Annotated in this window: 16 protein-coding genes; 13 read left to right on the top strand and 3 right to left on the bottom strand. The window is 61.7% G+C overall.

Annotated features, from left to right (window positions below; genetic code table 11):
* Nucleotides 1-92 precede the first annotated feature (92 nt).
* The 3 genes from I6L36_RS08125 to I6L36_RS08115 form a co-directional block, all read right to left on the bottom strand.
* Entirely contained in the window at nucleotides 93-461 is a 369-nt protein-coding gene (locus tag I6L36_RS08125; RefSeq protein WP_109112681.1) for a hypothetical protein, read from the bottom strand.
* Between the two features lie 7 nt (nucleotides 462-468).
* Complete coding sequence (gene torD, locus I6L36_RS08120; RefSeq protein WP_109112682.1) at nucleotides 469-1,137, bottom strand: molecular chaperone TorD; 669 nt, start codon at nucleotides 1,135-1,137, stop codon at nucleotides 469-471.
* A 150-nt stretch (nucleotides 1,138-1,287) separates the two neighbouring features.
* Nucleotides 1,288-1,575, bottom strand: a complete 288-nt coding sequence (locus I6L36_RS08115; protein ID WP_069652090.1) for a hypothetical protein — start codon at nucleotides 1,573-1,575, stop codon at nucleotides 1,288-1,290.
* Nucleotides 1,576-1,916: 341 nt separating this feature from the next.
* Here I6L36_RS08115 and glyA point away from each other — a divergent pair, with 341 nt between their 5' ends.
* From glyA to I6L36_RS08050, 13 genes are all read left to right on the top strand, one after another.
* Nucleotides 1,917-3,170 carry a serine hydroxymethyltransferase gene (glyA, locus tag I6L36_RS08110; protein ID WP_010675397.1) on the top strand — a complete coding sequence of 418 codons (1,254 nt, stop codon included), beginning with the start codon at nucleotides 1,917-1,919 and terminating at the stop codon, nucleotides 3,168-3,170.
* A gap of 87 nt (nucleotides 3,171-3,257) precedes the next feature.
* On the top strand, nucleotides 3,258-3,692 hold the full coding sequence (locus tag I6L36_RS08105; RefSeq protein WP_109113085.1) for a hypothetical protein: 435 nt from the start codon (nucleotides 3,258-3,260) through the stop codon (nucleotides 3,690-3,692).
* Nucleotides 3,693-3,826: 134 nt separating this feature from the next.
* On the top strand, nucleotides 3,827-4,276 hold the full coding sequence (gene nrdR, locus I6L36_RS08100) for a transcriptional regulator NrdR (RefSeq protein WP_010675395.1): 450 nt from the start codon (nucleotides 3,827-3,829) through the stop codon (nucleotides 4,274-4,276).
* Between the two features lie 277 nt (nucleotides 4,277-4,553).
* On the top strand, nucleotides 4,554-5,663 hold the full coding sequence (gene ribD, locus I6L36_RS08095; RefSeq protein ID WP_039040300.1) for a bifunctional diaminohydroxyphosphoribosylaminopyrimidine deaminase/5-amino-6-(5-phosphoribosylamino)uracil reductase RibD: 1,110 nt from the start codon (nucleotides 4,554-4,556) through the stop codon (nucleotides 5,661-5,663).
* 55 nt (nucleotides 5,664-5,718) lie between these two features.
* Nucleotides 5,719-6,372, top strand: a complete 654-nt coding sequence (locus I6L36_RS08090) for a riboflavin synthase (protein WP_216987101.1) — start codon at nucleotides 5,719-5,721, stop codon at nucleotides 6,370-6,372.
* A 137-nt stretch (nucleotides 6,373-6,509) separates the two neighbouring features.
* Nucleotides 6,510-7,619, top strand: a complete 1,110-nt coding sequence (ribBA, locus tag I6L36_RS08085; protein WP_039040299.1) for a bifunctional 3,4-dihydroxy-2-butanone-4-phosphate synthase/GTP cyclohydrolase II — start codon at nucleotides 6,510-6,512, stop codon at nucleotides 7,617-7,619.
* Between the two features lie 133 nt (nucleotides 7,620-7,752).
* Entirely contained in the window at nucleotides 7,753-8,223 is a 471-nt protein-coding gene (gene ribE, locus I6L36_RS08080) for a 6,7-dimethyl-8-ribityllumazine synthase (RefSeq protein WP_010675391.1), read from the top strand.
* A 14-nt stretch (nucleotides 8,224-8,237) separates the two neighbouring features.
* Entirely contained in the window at nucleotides 8,238-8,651 is a 414-nt protein-coding gene (gene nusB / locus I6L36_RS08075) for a transcription antitermination factor NusB (RefSeq protein WP_010675390.1), read from the top strand.
* A 57-nt stretch (nucleotides 8,652-8,708) separates the two neighbouring features.
* Nucleotides 8,709-9,668, top strand: a complete 960-nt coding sequence (gene thiL, locus I6L36_RS08070; protein ID WP_109112126.1) for a thiamine-phosphate kinase — start codon at nucleotides 8,709-8,711, stop codon at nucleotides 9,666-9,668.
* Nucleotides 9,665-10,153 carry a phosphatidylglycerophosphatase A gene (locus tag I6L36_RS08065; RefSeq protein WP_109112127.1) on the top strand — a complete coding sequence of 163 codons (489 nt, stop codon included), beginning with the start codon at nucleotides 9,665-9,667 and terminating at the stop codon, nucleotides 10,151-10,153. The genes thiL and I6L36_RS08065 overlap by 4 nt, the downstream gene beginning before the upstream one ends.
* Before the next feature lie 647 nt (nucleotides 10,154-10,800).
* Nucleotides 10,801-12,525 (top strand): ABC transporter ATP-binding protein, encoded by a 1,725-nt coding sequence (locus I6L36_RS08060; RefSeq protein ID WP_010675387.1) that lies wholly within the window; start codon nucleotides 10,801-10,803, stop codon nucleotides 12,523-12,525.
* Nucleotides 12,526-12,583: 58 nt separating this feature from the next.
* Entirely contained in the window at nucleotides 12,584-14,140 is a 1,557-nt protein-coding gene (locus I6L36_RS08055; protein WP_010675386.1) for an ABC transporter substrate-binding protein, read from the top strand.
* A gap of 96 nt (nucleotides 14,141-14,236) precedes the next feature.
* Nucleotides 14,237-15,211, top strand: a complete 975-nt coding sequence (locus tag I6L36_RS08050; RefSeq protein WP_010675385.1) for an ABC transporter permease — start codon at nucleotides 14,237-14,239, stop codon at nucleotides 15,209-15,211.
* The last annotated feature ends 2 nt before the right edge of the window (nucleotides 15,212-15,213 follow it).

The following is a 15,213-nucleotide window of genomic DNA, read 5'->3' as shown; positions in this document are numbered from 1 at the left end:
TGATTGCTTTGTCATTTGGACGACTGTGTCAGTATGGCAGGAAGTGTCAGGAGAGAAAGAAAGTGTGAGAAGGGTGTGAAATCAACGAGCTGTCAGCCTTTCTGGCGGCCAAACGCCTGGATCCCGCGAACAAATACCAGCCAGCCCACCAGATGAAACGGCAACGCCATGGCGTAGAGCACCAGCCAGTGGCTCTCGGTGCCGCTGCTGTTGATGAAATCTGTCCAGGCGGCGAGCAGGGCCAGCATGCCCGCTATCTGGAAGTGGCGACGCAGCACCACTTCTACCCCGAGATTGGCGAGGTAGAGGGTCAGCAGGATGCCGGCAAAGCCGGTGAGCTGGGCGGTGCCGTAGAGCGCGCGGTCCGGGTTGAACAGCAGCGTCACGAGGGGAGTGAGACCCTGATCCAGCGGGATCAGGGCCAGCAGCCAGCATGCGATAAGAAGCAGGGCTGTCTTCATGCCGGGCTCAGTCGGCGGACGGTGCCGGTTTGACCAGGGAGAGGTAGTTGGCGTCCATCTTGAGGAACACCCCCAGCAGGCGGGCACTGGCACCGTAGAAGCCAAACTTGTCGGCGGCCCGGCAGGCCTGCTCGAAGCGCTCGAACCAGCCCAGCAGGTGGCCGTGCAGCAGGGACTCCTGCTCGCCAAGCCACGCCTCGCGCTGGTCGGCGGTGGTCGACTCGACGGCGCGAATGATGAGGCTGCCCATCAGATCCAGCTCGATGGCCAGATGATCGGCAGGCTCATTGTATTTGTCGCTGACGTTGATGCCGAGGCGATCGAGGCGTGCCTGCATCTCGGTCATAGGGGCCTGCATCAGCTGCTTGCCTTCGCCCCGGTAGAGGGATTCGTAGGGCAGGGCACCCTGCCCGGGAGCGCTCAGGAACAGGCCTGCGAAGTCGGCGGCCAGGGCCGTCTGGCGCTCGGGGCGCACCAGCAGGCGGGCGATGGCATCGTTGAGCTCGGCCACGGCTTCGCGCATGGGGTCGAGAGTAGAGAGGCTCTTCAAGAAGCTGCGCACGTCATAAGTGTCGTATTCAGCGATCTGTGCATCACTGAGTTCGGCAGCAAACAGGGTGGAAAACCACCAGTAAAGCTCGGCCCGGCGTTCGCTGGTCGCCATGAATTCCTGCATTTTTCCTCCGTGGATGACAATCGGGAGCCTTGATGGCCCCCGATTCTAACGACTTTAAAAATAAAGGAAACTCATGGGGCCTTTTGGCCGGATAGCGCCAGGAGAGGGGGTCGCATTCGCGGGATGACCGTGGGCGACGAGGAGGCCGACTTACTCCTCGACGCGATAGAGCACCTGCTTGCAACGGGGGCAGATGTGCTGGCGGCGGTAATCCATCTGGTGCACCAGGCCGACTTCCCGCTGCTGATGATGACCGCAATGGATGCAGAAAATCAGATCCCCGTCGGCGGCGCCGGGGTGGGCCGCCAGGTACTGCTCCCGGGTGGGAAGTGTCTCCCAGTTGGCGGTGCAGGCACCCTTACGGCTGCCGGTGTAGTAGACCCAGTAGAAGAGAGCGAAGACCGCGACAATCACGAACAGCATCAGATGATCCATCATGGCGTTTCCCCTTGTGTTCCGGGATGGCAGGGAGCGACACCCGCTCGTGCAGATGTCCCATGGCCTAAAGATGTTATCTGTTAGTAAATGCTATATCCATGATCTGGCTCTGGTTTCTATCGCTTTGCCCGGGAAGCGGGGACGATGGCTGGAGCCGAATTGCTGGTGTGGGGAGGCCGGGGGGATGAGCGAAGCCAGGGGGCGGGATTCGAAATTTGCGACGTATTTTACATTTTATAAACAATTTTTTGGGTGGTTGGACTGTCTCTTTGATCCAGCTCACGTTACAATGCGCGGGCCCACTTCACCTATCGCGCAAACGATTTTCAGGAGATAAACGGATGTTGAAACGTGACATGACCATCGCCGGCTATGATCCAGAGCTGTGGCAGGCCATCACAGACGAGACCCGTCGTCAGGAAGAGCACATCGAGCTGATTGCGTCCGAGAACTACACCAGCCCCCGCGTCATGGAAGCCCAGGGCTCCCAGTTGACCAACAAGTACGCCGAAGGCTACCCGGCCAAGCGTTACTACGGCGGTTGCGAGTATGTGGATGTGGTTGAAACCCTGGCCATCGAGCGCGCCAAAGAGCTGTTCGGTGCCACCTACGCCAACGTGCAGCCGCACTCCGGCTCTCAGGCCAACAGCGCCGTCTACATGGCCCTGCTGCAACCGGGCGACACCGTGCTCGGCATGAACCTGGCCCACGGCGGTCACCTGACCCACGGCTCCCCCGTCAACTTCTCCGGCAAGCTGTACAACATCATCCCCTACGGCATCGACGAGTCCGGCAAGATCGACTACGACGAGATGGAGCGCCTGGCCGTTGAGCACAAGCCGAAGATGATGATCGGCGGCTTCTCCGCCTACTCCGGCATCGTCGACTGGGCCCGCATGCGCGAAATCGCCGACAAGATCGGTGCTTACCTGTTCGTGGACATGGCCCACGTGGCCGGTCTGATTGCCGCTGGCGTCTACCCGAACCCGGTGCCCCATGCTCACGTGGTCACCTCCACCACTCACAAGACCCTGGCCGGTCCGCGCGGTGGTCTGATCCTCTCCGCCGCCGACGACGAAGATCTGTACAAGAAGCTGAACTCCGCCGTCTTCCCGGGTGGTCAGGGCGGCCCGCTGATGCACGTCATCGCCGGCAAGGCCGTAGCCTTCAAGGAAGCGCTGGAGCCCGAGTTCAAGACCTACCAGGCCCAGGTCGTCAAGAACGCCAAGGCCATGGCGGCGACCTTTATCGAGCGCGGCTACAAGATCGTCTCCGGCGGTACCGACAACCATCTGATGCTGGTTGACCTGATCGGTCGCGAGCTGACCGGCAAAGATGCCGACGCAGCCCTCGGCAAGGCCAACATCACCGTCAACAAGAACTCCGTACCGAACGACCCGCGTTCCCCGTTCGTGACCTCCGGCGTGCGTATCGGCACCCCGGCCATCACCCGCCGAGGCTTCAAGGAAGCCGAGTCCATCCAGTTGGCCAACTGGATCTGCGACGTGCTGGACAGCCACGACAACGAAGAAGTGCTGGCGACCGTGCGCGAGAAGGTGCTGGACATCTGCCGCCGCTTCCCGGTCTACGCATAATCAGCCTGACCTTCAGGTTGAAGACCAATGCCACCCTCGGGTGGCATTGTTTTTTGCAGCGTCTGGCAAGATGAGACAGAGGTGATCATGTGCGATGACATGGAAGAGGACGTGCTGGAGGCGTCACTGCGGCAGACGATTCGAACCCAGTACCACTTTCGCGCCAGCGAACAGGGGCTGCTGGCCTGGGATGTGCGCCGCTTGATCCGGCTGAGCCGCAACCTGCCGGTGCAGGCGGTGGCACTCGGCGAGATTGCCGAGCTTGACCGCGACCACTGGTACGGCCATGACGACGCCACGCCCACGGTGCGCAGCGTGGTGGCGCATTGCCAGCTCATGATGGCGGCGGATCTCGCCTATCCCATCCTGCTCGACAGCGCCGGTCGGGTGATGGATGGCATGCACCGGGTGGGCAAGGCGCTGATGCTGGGCCACAGCCATGTGGCTGCTCGCCGGTTCGCGGCGGATCCTGCCCCCGATTACCAGGATTGCGACCCCGAGGCGTTGCCCTATGACGACTGAGTCCTGCCCGAAGGTCTGGCTGGTTGTCCCTTGTTTTCATGGGCTTTTACCGGTTCTGGATGGCCGTGTTACACTGGCCGGCCTAGCGCCAGCCCCCGGGGCCCGCGCCCATTTTCATCCACGCCGGAGGTCAGATGCATTGCCCTTTCTGTAGTGCCGTTGATACCAAGGTGATCGATTCCCGTCTGGTGGCCGAGGGCCATCAGGTGCGCCGCCGTCGCGAATGCCTGCTCTGTCACGAGCGTTTTACCACCTTCGAAATGGCCGAACTGGTCATGCCCCGCGTCATCAAGTCCAACGGCTCCCGCGAGCCCTTCAACGAAGACAAGCTGCGTGCCGGCATTCTGCGGGCGCTGGAGAAGCGGCCGGTGAGCATGGAGGCCATCGAGAAGGCGGTCAACCACATCAAGTCCCGCCTGCGGGCCACCGGTGAGCGGGAGGTGGCCTCCCAGCTGGTGGGCAATCTGGTGATGGATGAGCTCAAGAGCCTGGACAAGGTGGCCTACATCCGCTTTGCCTCCGTCTACCGCAGCTTTGAAGACATTCGCGAATTCGGGGAAGAGATCGCCAAGCTGGAGAAGTAACGTCGGCCTGTCGCTCCCTATGTGAATAAGAGAGGGGCTGCCGTTGCGGCAGCGCCAGTTGTTACACCAGTGAGACATCCAGATAGCGCATCGTTGCACTGGTGAAAAAGTATGAGGGCGTGCGGCCGCATCCTGCGATGTGTGTGCCCGTCGCCATGGCGTCAGATGCCATGGCCGATCTGCCCGAGAAGGCGTGCTGCAAGCGCGTACACCCTATTTTCTTGTCCCATCGGATGGCCGTGCCACCGGGGACAGGTTGCTGGACACAGGAGCCCGGATGTTTAGTCAAGACGATTACCAATGGATGAGCCGGGCCCTCGAACTGGCCCGGCGCGGCCGTTACACCACGGCTCCCAACCCCTGCGTCGGCGCCGTGCTGGTGAAGGCCGGCGTGGTGGTGGGGGAGGGCTGGCACAAGCGGGCCGGTGAGCCCCATGCCGAGGTCTATGCCCTGCACGCGGCAGGGGAAGAGGCCCGCGGTGCCACCGCCTATGTGACCCTGGAGCCCTGCTCCCATCATGGTCGCACGCCGCCCTGCGCCGAGGCGCTCATCAAGGCCGGGGTGACCCGGGTGGTGGCTGCCATGGTGGATCCCAATCCCCAGGTGGGCGGGCGCGGCCTGCGGATGCTCTCCGAGGCGGGGATCAAGACCGATTTCGGCCTGCTGGCCGCAGAAGCCGAGGCCCTCAATCCCGGTTTCTTCAAGCGGATGCGCACCGCGTTTCCGCTGGTGACGGTCAAGCTGGGGGCGAGCCTGGATGGTCGCACCGCCATGGCGAGTGGCGAGAGCCAGTGGATCACCTCTCCGGAGGCGCGCCGGGACGTGCAGCGGCTGCGGGCCCGTCACGATGCAGTCCTCTCCAGCGCCGAAACCGTGCTGGCGGATGGCGCCTCCCTCACCGTGCGCTGGGACGAGCTGCCCCCCTCGGTCAAGGCGGTCTATCCCAAAGAGACCCTGCGCCAGCCACTTCGAGTCATCGTGGATTCGCAAAACCGGCTCACCCCGGATCTGCCCCTGTTCCAGAGCGAGAGCCCGGTACTGCTGGCCCGCCACAAGGCATCCGGTGAGTGGCCCGCCTGGGTGCAGCAGCTGGAGGTGCCGCTGCTGGATGGCAAGCTGGATCTGGTCAGTCTGTTCATGCTGCTGGCCAAACAGAACGTCAACTCGGTACTGGTGGAGGCGGGGCCGCGGCTGTGCGGCGCCCTGCTGGAGAAGGGGCTGGTGGACGAGCTGGTGCTCTATCAGGCGCCCAAACTGATGGGGGATGAGGGGCGCGGCCTGTTCCATCTGCCGGGGCTGACCCGGCTGTTCCAGGCCCCCAAACTCAACCTCAAGGATGTGCGCATGCTTGGCCAGGATATTCGCATCACTGCGAAAATAGCCTGATTTTTCAATGTTCACGGGGGCATCCATCGCCCCCGTCATCAGCAAGGTGATCTGCATGTTTACCGGAATTATCGAAGCGGTGGGAACCCTGGCCGAGCTGCGTCGCCAGGGGGAGGACATGGCCCTCACCGTGCACGCGCCGACCCTGGACTTCAGTGACGTCAAGCTGGGCGACTCCATCGCCACCAACGGCGTCTGCCTCACCGTGGTGGCGCTCGGGGATCACAGCTATACCGCCGACGTCTCCCTGGAGACCCTCTCCCGCACCGGTTTTTCTGCCGCCAAGGTGGGGGAGCCGGTCAACCTCGAGAAGGCGTTGATGCCCACTTCCCGCCTCGGCGGCCACCTGGTCTCCGGCCACGTGGACGGTATCGGCGAGGTGAAGAGCAAATCGTCCAGCGGCCGCGCCATCGAATACTGGATCAAGGCGCCGGGGGAGCTCTCCCGCTACATCGCCGAGAAGGGGTCGATTGCGGTGGATGGCATCAGCCTCACCGTCAACGCCGTGCAGGGGGATCTCTTCCGGCTGACCATCGTGCCCCACACCGCCCAGGAGACCACCATCGCCCGCTGGAAACCCGGCTACCGGGTCAACCTCGAGGTGGACCAGATAGCCCGCTATCTGGAGCGGCTGATGACGGGCAAGCGCGAGGAGAGCAGTGCCTCTACCCTGACCCTGGAGAAGCTGGCCCTGTCCGGATTCTTGTGAGCCGTTTTGACGGGAAAACGCGGTTCTGTGATCCCGCGCGGATTGAAACGGGGCCGCGTGCCCCCATCTAGAGCACAATACGCAGTATCAAGTCGAGCCGACTGGCTCAATCCCCAAGCATGTTGATGGAGTAGCCCATGGCGCTGAGCACGACCCAGGAAATCATTGCCGATATCAAGGCTGGCAAGATGGTGATCCTGATGGATGACGAAGACAGGGAGAACGAAGGGGACCTGATCATGGCCGCCTCCTGTGTCCGCCCGGAAGACATCAACTTCATGGCGCGCTACGGTCGTGGCCTCATCTGCCTGACCCTGACCCGGGATCGCTGCAAGCAGCTGGCGCTGCCGCTGATGGTCGATCGCAACAATGCCCAGTTCTCCACCGCCTTCACCGTCTCCATCGAGGCGGCGGAAGGGGTGACCACCGGCATCTCCGCCGCCGACCGCGCCGTCACCGTGCAGGCTGCGGTGGCGCCCCATGCCAAGGCCGCCGATCTGGTGCAGCCCGGCCACATCTTCCCGCTGATGGCGCAGGATGGCGGTGTGTTGACCCGCGCCGGCCACACCGAAGCGGGCTGCGATCTGGCCCGGCTGGCCGGCTTCGAGCCTGCCTCCGTCATCGTCGAGATCCTCAACGAAGACGGCACCATGGCCCGGCGCCCGGATCTCGAGATCTTCGCCGAGCAGCACGGCATCAAGCTCGGCACCATTGCCGACCTTATCGAATACCGCAACCAGCACGAGACCACGGTAGAGAAGGTGGCCGAGTGCAAGTTGCCCACCGAATACGGCGAGTTCGACCTCGTCACCTTCCGCGACACCATCGACAACCAGGTCCACTTCGCCCTGAAGAAAGGGGACGTGAAGGCCGACCAGCCGACCCTGGTACGGGTGCACCTGCACGACGTGCTGAGCGATCTGCTGCTCACCGACCGCCACAGCGCCCGCAGCTGGCCGCTGCCCAAATCCATGGCCCGCATCGCCGACGAGGGCGGGGTGCTGGTGATCCTGGGGGCGGAAGCCCATGGCGCCGAGCTGCTGGCCAGGGTCAAGGGTTTTGAAGCCGCCGACAAGGGGCTGGCGCCGGAAGGGGCCAAGTGGCAGGGCACCTCGCGCCGGGTCGGCGTCGGTTCCCAGATCCTCAAGGCGCTGGGGGTCGGCAAGATGCGCCTATTGAGCTCTCCCAAGAAGTACCATGCCCTCGGTGGCTTTGGTCTGGAAGTGGTGGAGTACGTCGGCGAGTAAGCGCTGCGTACGGTTGAATTCATCACCATGGCCGCCCGTTGCGGCCATGGTTTTTTGTCGCGGCTCTGTTGTGCTAGAATGCGTGCACTTTTGAGCCCGGCCCCTAATTGATTGCACAGAGACAGGATTTCCAATGAAGATTATCGAAGGAAATATCGCCGCTCCCGAGGCGCGTGTTGCTATTGTCGTTGCCCGTTTCAACAGCTTCATCAATGACAGCCTGGTGAACGGCGCGCTGGACGTGCTGAAGCGTCAAGGTCAGGTCCAGGAGAGCAATCTGACCCTGGTGCGCGTACCGGGGGCCGTCGAAATTCCCCTGGCGGCCAAGAAGCTGGCCAAGAGCGGTCAATACGACGCCATCGTCGCACTCGGCACCGTCATCCGCGGCGGTACCTACCACTTTGAACTGGTAGCGAGCGAGAACGGCAAGGGTCTGGCCCAGGTGATGATGGAATACGACATTCCCGTTGCCTTCGGCGTGCTGACCACCGAAAACATTGAACAAGCCATCGAACGCGCCGGTACCAAGGCGGGTAACAAGGGTGCAGAGGCTGCACTGAGCGCGCTCGAAATGATCAACGTCCTGAAACAACTGGACGTGTAACGAGGAGAAATGCATTGAAACCGTCCGAGCGCCGTAAGGCCCGCCATTGCGCCACCCAGGCCATCTACCAGTGGCAGATGACCCAGGCCAACGTGGGCGACATCGAAGAGCAGTTCAAGATCGATCAGGACACCAAGGGTGTGGACCTGAACTATTTCCGCGATCTGCTGTTCGGGGTAGCGGTCCACTGCAACGAGCTGGACAAGGTGTTCGCGCCTTTCCTCTCCCGTCCGCTGGAAGAAGTGGACATGGTGGACAAGGCGATCCTGCGTCTGGCGACCTACGAGCTGACCCGTCGTGAAGATGTGCCGCCGCGCGTGGTGATCAACGAAGCGATCGAGCTGGCCAAAGCCTTCGCCGCCGATGACAGCCACAAGTTTGTCAACGGCGTCCTGGACAAGGTGATCAAGACGCTGCCCAAGCGCTGATCCTGCTGTCCGTCAGCAATTAAGAGAGGAGCCAGCTTATTGCTGGCTTTTTACTGTATGGGTGAATTTGAGCTGATTGAGAAGTACTTCAAGGTCCCCCACGCCCGCAAGGACGTGGTGATGGGCCCTGGAGATGACTGTGCCCTGCTGACCCTGCCCCCCGACGCCCAGTTGGCGGTGAGCACGGACACCCTGGTGAGCGGCGTGCACTTCTTCCCCGACATGGATCCGGTGGATCTCGGCTACAAGGCGCTGGCGGTCAATCTCTCCGATCTGGCCGCCATGGGGGCCGAGCCGCGCTGGGTCTCCCTGGCCCTGACCCTGCCCGCCATCAACGAGCGTTGGGTCGCCGGTTTCGCCGAAGGGTTCCTCGAGCTCGCCGAGTACTACAACGTGGCGCTGGTGGGGGGAGACATGACCCGCGGGCCCCTCTCCATCACCGTCTCGGTGAAAGGATCGGTCCCGGCAGGTCGCGCCCTGATGCGCAGCGGCGCCAAGGCCGGTGACGGGGTCTACGTGACCGGCACCCTGGGGGATGCCGCCCTGGCGCTCTCCCACCTGCTGGGCAAGCGCACCCTCAACGAGAACCAGCTGGCGGCCGTGCTGCCGCGCCTCGACCATCCCCATCCCCGCATCCTGGCCGGTCAGGCCCTGCGCGGGCTGGCCAGCAGCGCCCTGGATCTCTCAGACGGCCTGGCTTCGGATCTCGGCCACATCCTCAAGGCGTCCGGCGTGCGGGCCCAGATCGATCTCAACCTGCTGCCCCTCTCCCCCGTGTTGCAGGATGCGGTGCCGGCCATGGATGCCTGGCAGCTGGCTCTGGCCGGGGGCGACGACTACGAGCTCTGCTTCACCGTGCCCCAGGAGCATCACGGTGCCCTGGACACGGCGCTGGCCAATTGTGGCGTGAAGTTCACCCGCATCGGTCGCATCCTGGTCGGGGAGCCTGGCATCGACTACCTGCAGGACGAACAACCCGTCGAACTGCACCTCAAGGGCTGGGATCACTTCGCATGATGTCTTTCAAGATAAAGCCCGAACTGACGCGGCTGAACCTTAAAAACCCGCTCCACTTTCTGGCGGTGGGGTTTGGCTCCGGCCTCTCCCCCAAGGCGCCGGGCACCATGGGGACCCTGGCAGCCATCCCGCTCTATCTGTTGGTGAGCGGGCTGTCGACCTCCTGGTTCATCGCCCTGCTGGTGGTGGGTTTCGTGGCGGGCATCCGCATCTGCCAGAGCGCCACCGACGCCATCGGGATGCCGGATCACGGGGCTATCGTCTGGGACGAGGTCATCGGATTCGGGGTCACCATGATTGCGGCCCCGGCCGGCTGGGAGTGGGTGCTGGCGGGTTTCGTGCTGTTTCGCCTGTTCGACGTGCTCAAGCCCTGGCCCATCTCCTGGTTCGATCGCCGCATTCACGGCGGGCTTGGCATCATGCTGGACGATCTCATCGCCGGCCTGTTCGCCCTGGCCTGCATGCAACTGCTTGCCCACTGGTGAGGGGAGGCGGCTCCCGAACGCCCGTCTCGTTGTTTTTTCACTCCTCTCCTCTTGCAAAGAGGTCGGATATACCGCACACGCAGGCCCTGAGGGGCCTGCGTTTTTTTGTATGCAATCCCTCCCGGCTTGCCGTGCCGGCGGGCCTGTGGCCCAGGTTGATCCTTCTGCATTGTCCCTATTTAGCTCTGCCTATTTTTCCTTACTCCGGATATGCTGCCGTCAAAAAATCATTTCACATAAATATTCACTACTCATTCGAAGCTCGCCAGCATAATGCTGATAGTGAATAAGATGGTTTGTTGCTATTTTGTTGAAACATAATTGGTTGATGGTCTCGCATTGCCAGCGTAATCTCTGGTAATGTGACTTTTATCGACATTTTAACCCCAGGGTGTCGGCATTCTCTGGGCAAAGTATTGCGAAATTGTATAACTGGATCATTTACACCTGCGGGCAAACCGACTAACTTACTCGCGGGTTATTCCAAAAAAATGCAAAAAACCCGCCCGGATCGCTGGTTTGGCTGCCTCATGGATTGAGCGTTAATTACACAAAAACGGCTCTCGAGCAGTACCAAGGCACAACCAGCATCTGCGGCTGATTTACGGACGAATTATTTGGGACGGATGTCCCCCGCAGAGGTAACCATGTCCTTGCTTGAAGTCAAAAACTTGCGGATCGAGTACCCCTCCCGCTACGGGGTGCTTGCCGCGGTCAAGGATCTCTCTTTTTCTGTTGAAAAGGGCGAGATCGTCGGCGTCGTCGGTGAGTCCGGCGCTGGCAAATCCACCATCGGCAACGCCGTCATCGATCTGTTGAGCCCGCCCGGTCGCATCGCCCGTGGTGACATCTACCTCAACGGCGAGCTCATCTCCGGCAAGAGCCAGAACGAGATGCGGGCCATTCGTGGCTCGCGTATCGGTTTCATCTTCCAGGATCCCATGACCTCCCTCAATCCGCTGTTCACCGTGGAGCAGCAGCTGGTGGAGACCATCCTCGCCAACACCGACCTGTCCCGCGAGGCGGCCTTTGCCAAGGCCCTCGAGCTGATGGGGGCGGTGGGGATCCCGAACCCGGACGTGCGCATCAAGCAGTATCCTCACCAGTTCTCCGGTGGCATGCGCCAGCGGGTAGTGATCGCCATCGCCCTCTCCGGGGATCCCGAGCTCATCATCGCCGATGAGCCGACCACGGCGCTGGACGTCTCCATCCAGGATCAGATCCTCCAGCTCATCCGCAACCTGTGCAAAGAGCGCCAGGTCGGCTGCATGCTGGTGACTCATGACATGGGGGTGGTCTCCAACGTTACCGACAAGGTGGCGGTGATGTACCGCGGCGATCTGGTGGAGTTCGGCACCACGGAACAGGTGCTGGGCCGCCCCAATCACCCCTATACCCGCAGCCTCATCTCGGCGGTTCCCCGCTCGGATGTCAAGCTGGTACGCTTCCCCCTGGTCTCCTATATCGAGGATGCCGGTGCGGCGGATACCAGCATCGATCTCAAGACCCACTGGCTCGGCCAGAGTCAGGACGAGCGCACCTATGAAGGCGCGCTGTTGCGGGTGGAGAACGTGGATCTGAAGTTCGTCACCAAGGATTCCATCTTCCCGAGCCGCCGCCAGTACGTGCGCGCCTGCAACAACATCAGCTTCGAGATCTTCGAGGGTGAGACTTTCGGTCTGGTGGGGGAGTCGGGCTCCGGCAAGTCCACCATCGCCCGTGCCATCACCGGGCTCTATCCGCCCGATACCGGCAAGATTGTCTTCGAGGGGATCGATCTCACCGCCCTGAAAGGGGAGCACGAGCGTCGCCCCCTGCGCCGCCAGATGCAGATGGTGTTCCAGAATCCCTACTCTTCGATGAACCCGCGCATGAAGGTGCGTGACATCATCGCCGAGCCGATCCGCTTCCACCGCCTCGCCGAGAGCGAGCGGCAGATAGAGCAGATCGTCGGGGACCTGCTGGATCACGTGGGCCTGGGCCGCGGCGCCGGGGTCAAGTATCCCCACGAGTTCTCCGGTGGTCAGCGCCAGCGCATCTCCATTGCCCGCGCCCTGGCGACCCGCCCGCGCTTCCTCATCTGCGACGAGCCCACCTCGGCGCTGGATGTCTCGGTGCAGGCCCAGATCCTCAACCTGCTCAAAGACTTGCAACAGGAGCTTGGGCTCACCATGCTGTTCATCAGTCACGATCTGCCGGTCATCCGCCAGATGTGCGACCGCATCGGTGTGATGCAGCACGGTCATCTGGTGGAAGTGGCCGAGACCGAGAAACTGTTCACCAATGCCGAGCATGAGTACAGCCGCAAGCTGATCTCCCTCATGCCGGAATTCAAGGGAATGTCCCGCGAGGGGCTGGAAATCGCAAGCTAGGAAAGCACCGGTTCGCCGGTTTGTCTGTCAATAAAAAGCCAAAAGCATGGAGAAAGACATGAAGAAAGGATTATCCAAGATCGCCATGGCGCTGTTCGCCGCTGGTCTCGCGTTCAACGTTTCTGCTGCCGACATCAAGGTCGCCGTCGCGTCCGACGCCACCTCGCTGGACCCGCAGGAGCAGCTCTCCGGTCAGACCCTGGAGATGTCTCACCTGGTGTTCGACCCCCTGATGCGTTACACCCAGGATCTGCAGTTCGAGCCGCGTCTGGCCGAGAAGTATGAGCGCATCGACGACAAGACCGTCCGTTTCCACCTGCGCAAGGGTGTGAAGTTCCACTCCGGCAACGACTTCACCGCCGATGACGTGGTATGGACCGTCAACCGTCTGAAGGCCTCCCCGGACTTCAAGGCGATCTTCGACCCCATCGCCGAAGCCAAGAAGGTGGATGATTTCACCGTGGATCTCGTCACCGCCAAGCCGTTCCCGCTGGTGCTGCAGACCGTCACCTACATCTTCCCGATGGACTCCAAGTTCTATAGCGGCAAGACAGAGGCGGGCAAGGACAAGGCCGAGATCGTGAAGAACGGTGATTCCTTCGCCTCCACCAATGTCTCCGGTACCGGTCCGTTCAGCGTCAAGTTCCGCGAGCAGGGCGTGAAGCTGGAATACGTGCGCAACGCCAACTACTGGGACAAGGCCTCCAAGGGCAACGTCGAAAACCTGACCGTGGTACCGATCAAGGAAGACGCCACCCGTGTTGCAGCCCTGCTGGGCGGCGACGTGGACATGATCTACCCGGTTGCCCCGAACGATCTGGAGCGCGTGAAGAACGGCAAGGATTCCCAGCTGGTCACCCTGTCCGGTACCCGTGCCATCATCATCGAGCTGAACCAGAACACCAACCCGGCGCTGAAAGACAAGCGTGTGCGTCAGGCGATCAACTACGCCATCAACCAGGTGGGCATCGTCGACAAGATCAACAAAGGCTTCGGTACCCCGGCCGGCCAGCTGAGCCCGAAAGGCTACGCAGGCTACAACGAGGCCCTCAAACCCCAGTATGATCTGGCCAAGGCCAAGGAGCTGATGAAGGAAGCCGGTTACGAGAAGGGCTTCAAGATGAGCTTCATCTCCCCGGCTGCCCGCTACGTCAACGACGTCAAGATTGCCCAGGCCGTCTCCGCCATGCTGTCCAAGATCAACATCAAGGTGGATCTGAAGACCATGCCGGTGGCCCAGTACTGGCCGGAGTTTGACAAGTGCGCCGCGGACATGCAGCTGATCGGCTGGCACTCCGACACCGAAGACAGTGCGAACTTCTTCGAGTTCCTGACCTTCACCAAGGATGCCAAGACCGGCATGGGTCAGTACAACTGCGGCGGTTATGCCAACGCGGAAGCTGACAAGATGGTGATGGAAGCCAACACCGAGACCGATCCTGCCAAGCGTGCCGCCATCCTGCAGAAGGTGGAAGCCATGCTGATCGACGACGCCGCCTATGTGCCGCTGCACTGGGAAGATCTGGCCTATGGCGCCAAGAAGAACGTCGACATCAAGCCGGTGGTCAACGTGATGAACTTCCCTTACCTGGGTGACCTGGTGGTCAACAAGTAAGCGAAGCGCTTAAGGAAGGACCCGGCGGGGCACCCATGGTTGCCCCGCCATTAACAGAAGCCTGTGCCAAGACACAGGCCACGTAGAAGGACAAGCATGTTTACATTCCTGCTGAAACGGTTCTATCAGGCCGTGATAGTGATGTTCGTCATCAGCCTGGTCGCCTTCTCCATCCAGGACAACCTGGGGGATCCGCTGCGCGAGCTGGTGGGACAATCCGTCTCCGAGTCCGTGCGCCAGGAGCTGCGCGACAAGATGGGACTCAATGATCCCTTCCTCGTGAAATACAGCCGCTTCTTGAAGAACGCGGTACACGGGGATCTGGGCACTTCCTATTTCTTCAAGCGACCAGCCCTCGAGGTTATCCTCGACAAGCTGGTGGCTACCCTTGAGCTGGTGTTTGCCGCCGCGCTCATCATCGTCGTGGTCTCCATTCCGCTGGGGGTTTATTCGGCGATAAGACCGCGCAGTTTCCTGACCAAGCTCATCATGGCGGTGAGCAGCATCGGCATATCGATCCCGGTCTTCCTGACCGCCATCATGCTGATGTACCTCTTCTCCATCCAGCTGGGCTGGCTGCCGGCCTATGGCCGTGGCGAGACCTACAACCTGCTGGGCTGGGAGTCGGGCTTCTTTACCTGGGACGGTATCCTGCACCTGGTGCTGCCTGCGGTCTCCCTCTCCTCCATCATGCTGCCGCTGTTCATCCGGCTGGTGCGCTCGGAGATGCTGGAGCAGCTCTCCTCCGAGTACGTCAAGTTTGCCCGTGCCAAGGGGCTGGACAACAACAAGGTCTACTACCAGCACGCCCTGAAGAACACCATGCTGCCGGTCATCACGGTGGGCGGTGTGCAGATCGGGACCATGGTGGCCTACACCATCCTGACCGAGAGCGTGTTCCAGTGGCCGGGGACCGGCTTCCTGTTCCTTGAGGCGATCCACCGGGTCGATACGCCGCTGATCACCGCCTACGTCATCTTCGTCGGCCTCATTTTCGTGGTGACCAATACCCTGGTCGACCTGCTCTACGGGTTGATCAACCCGACCGTCAACCTGACCGCCAAGGGGTAACA

This window comes from Aeromonas sp. FDAARGOS 1406, assembly GCF_019048565.1.
Lineage (GTDB): Bacteria > Pseudomonadota > Gammaproteobacteria > Enterobacterales > Aeromonadaceae > Aeromonas > Aeromonas caviae.
This window is presented reverse-complemented; position numbering and strand designations above follow the sequence as displayed.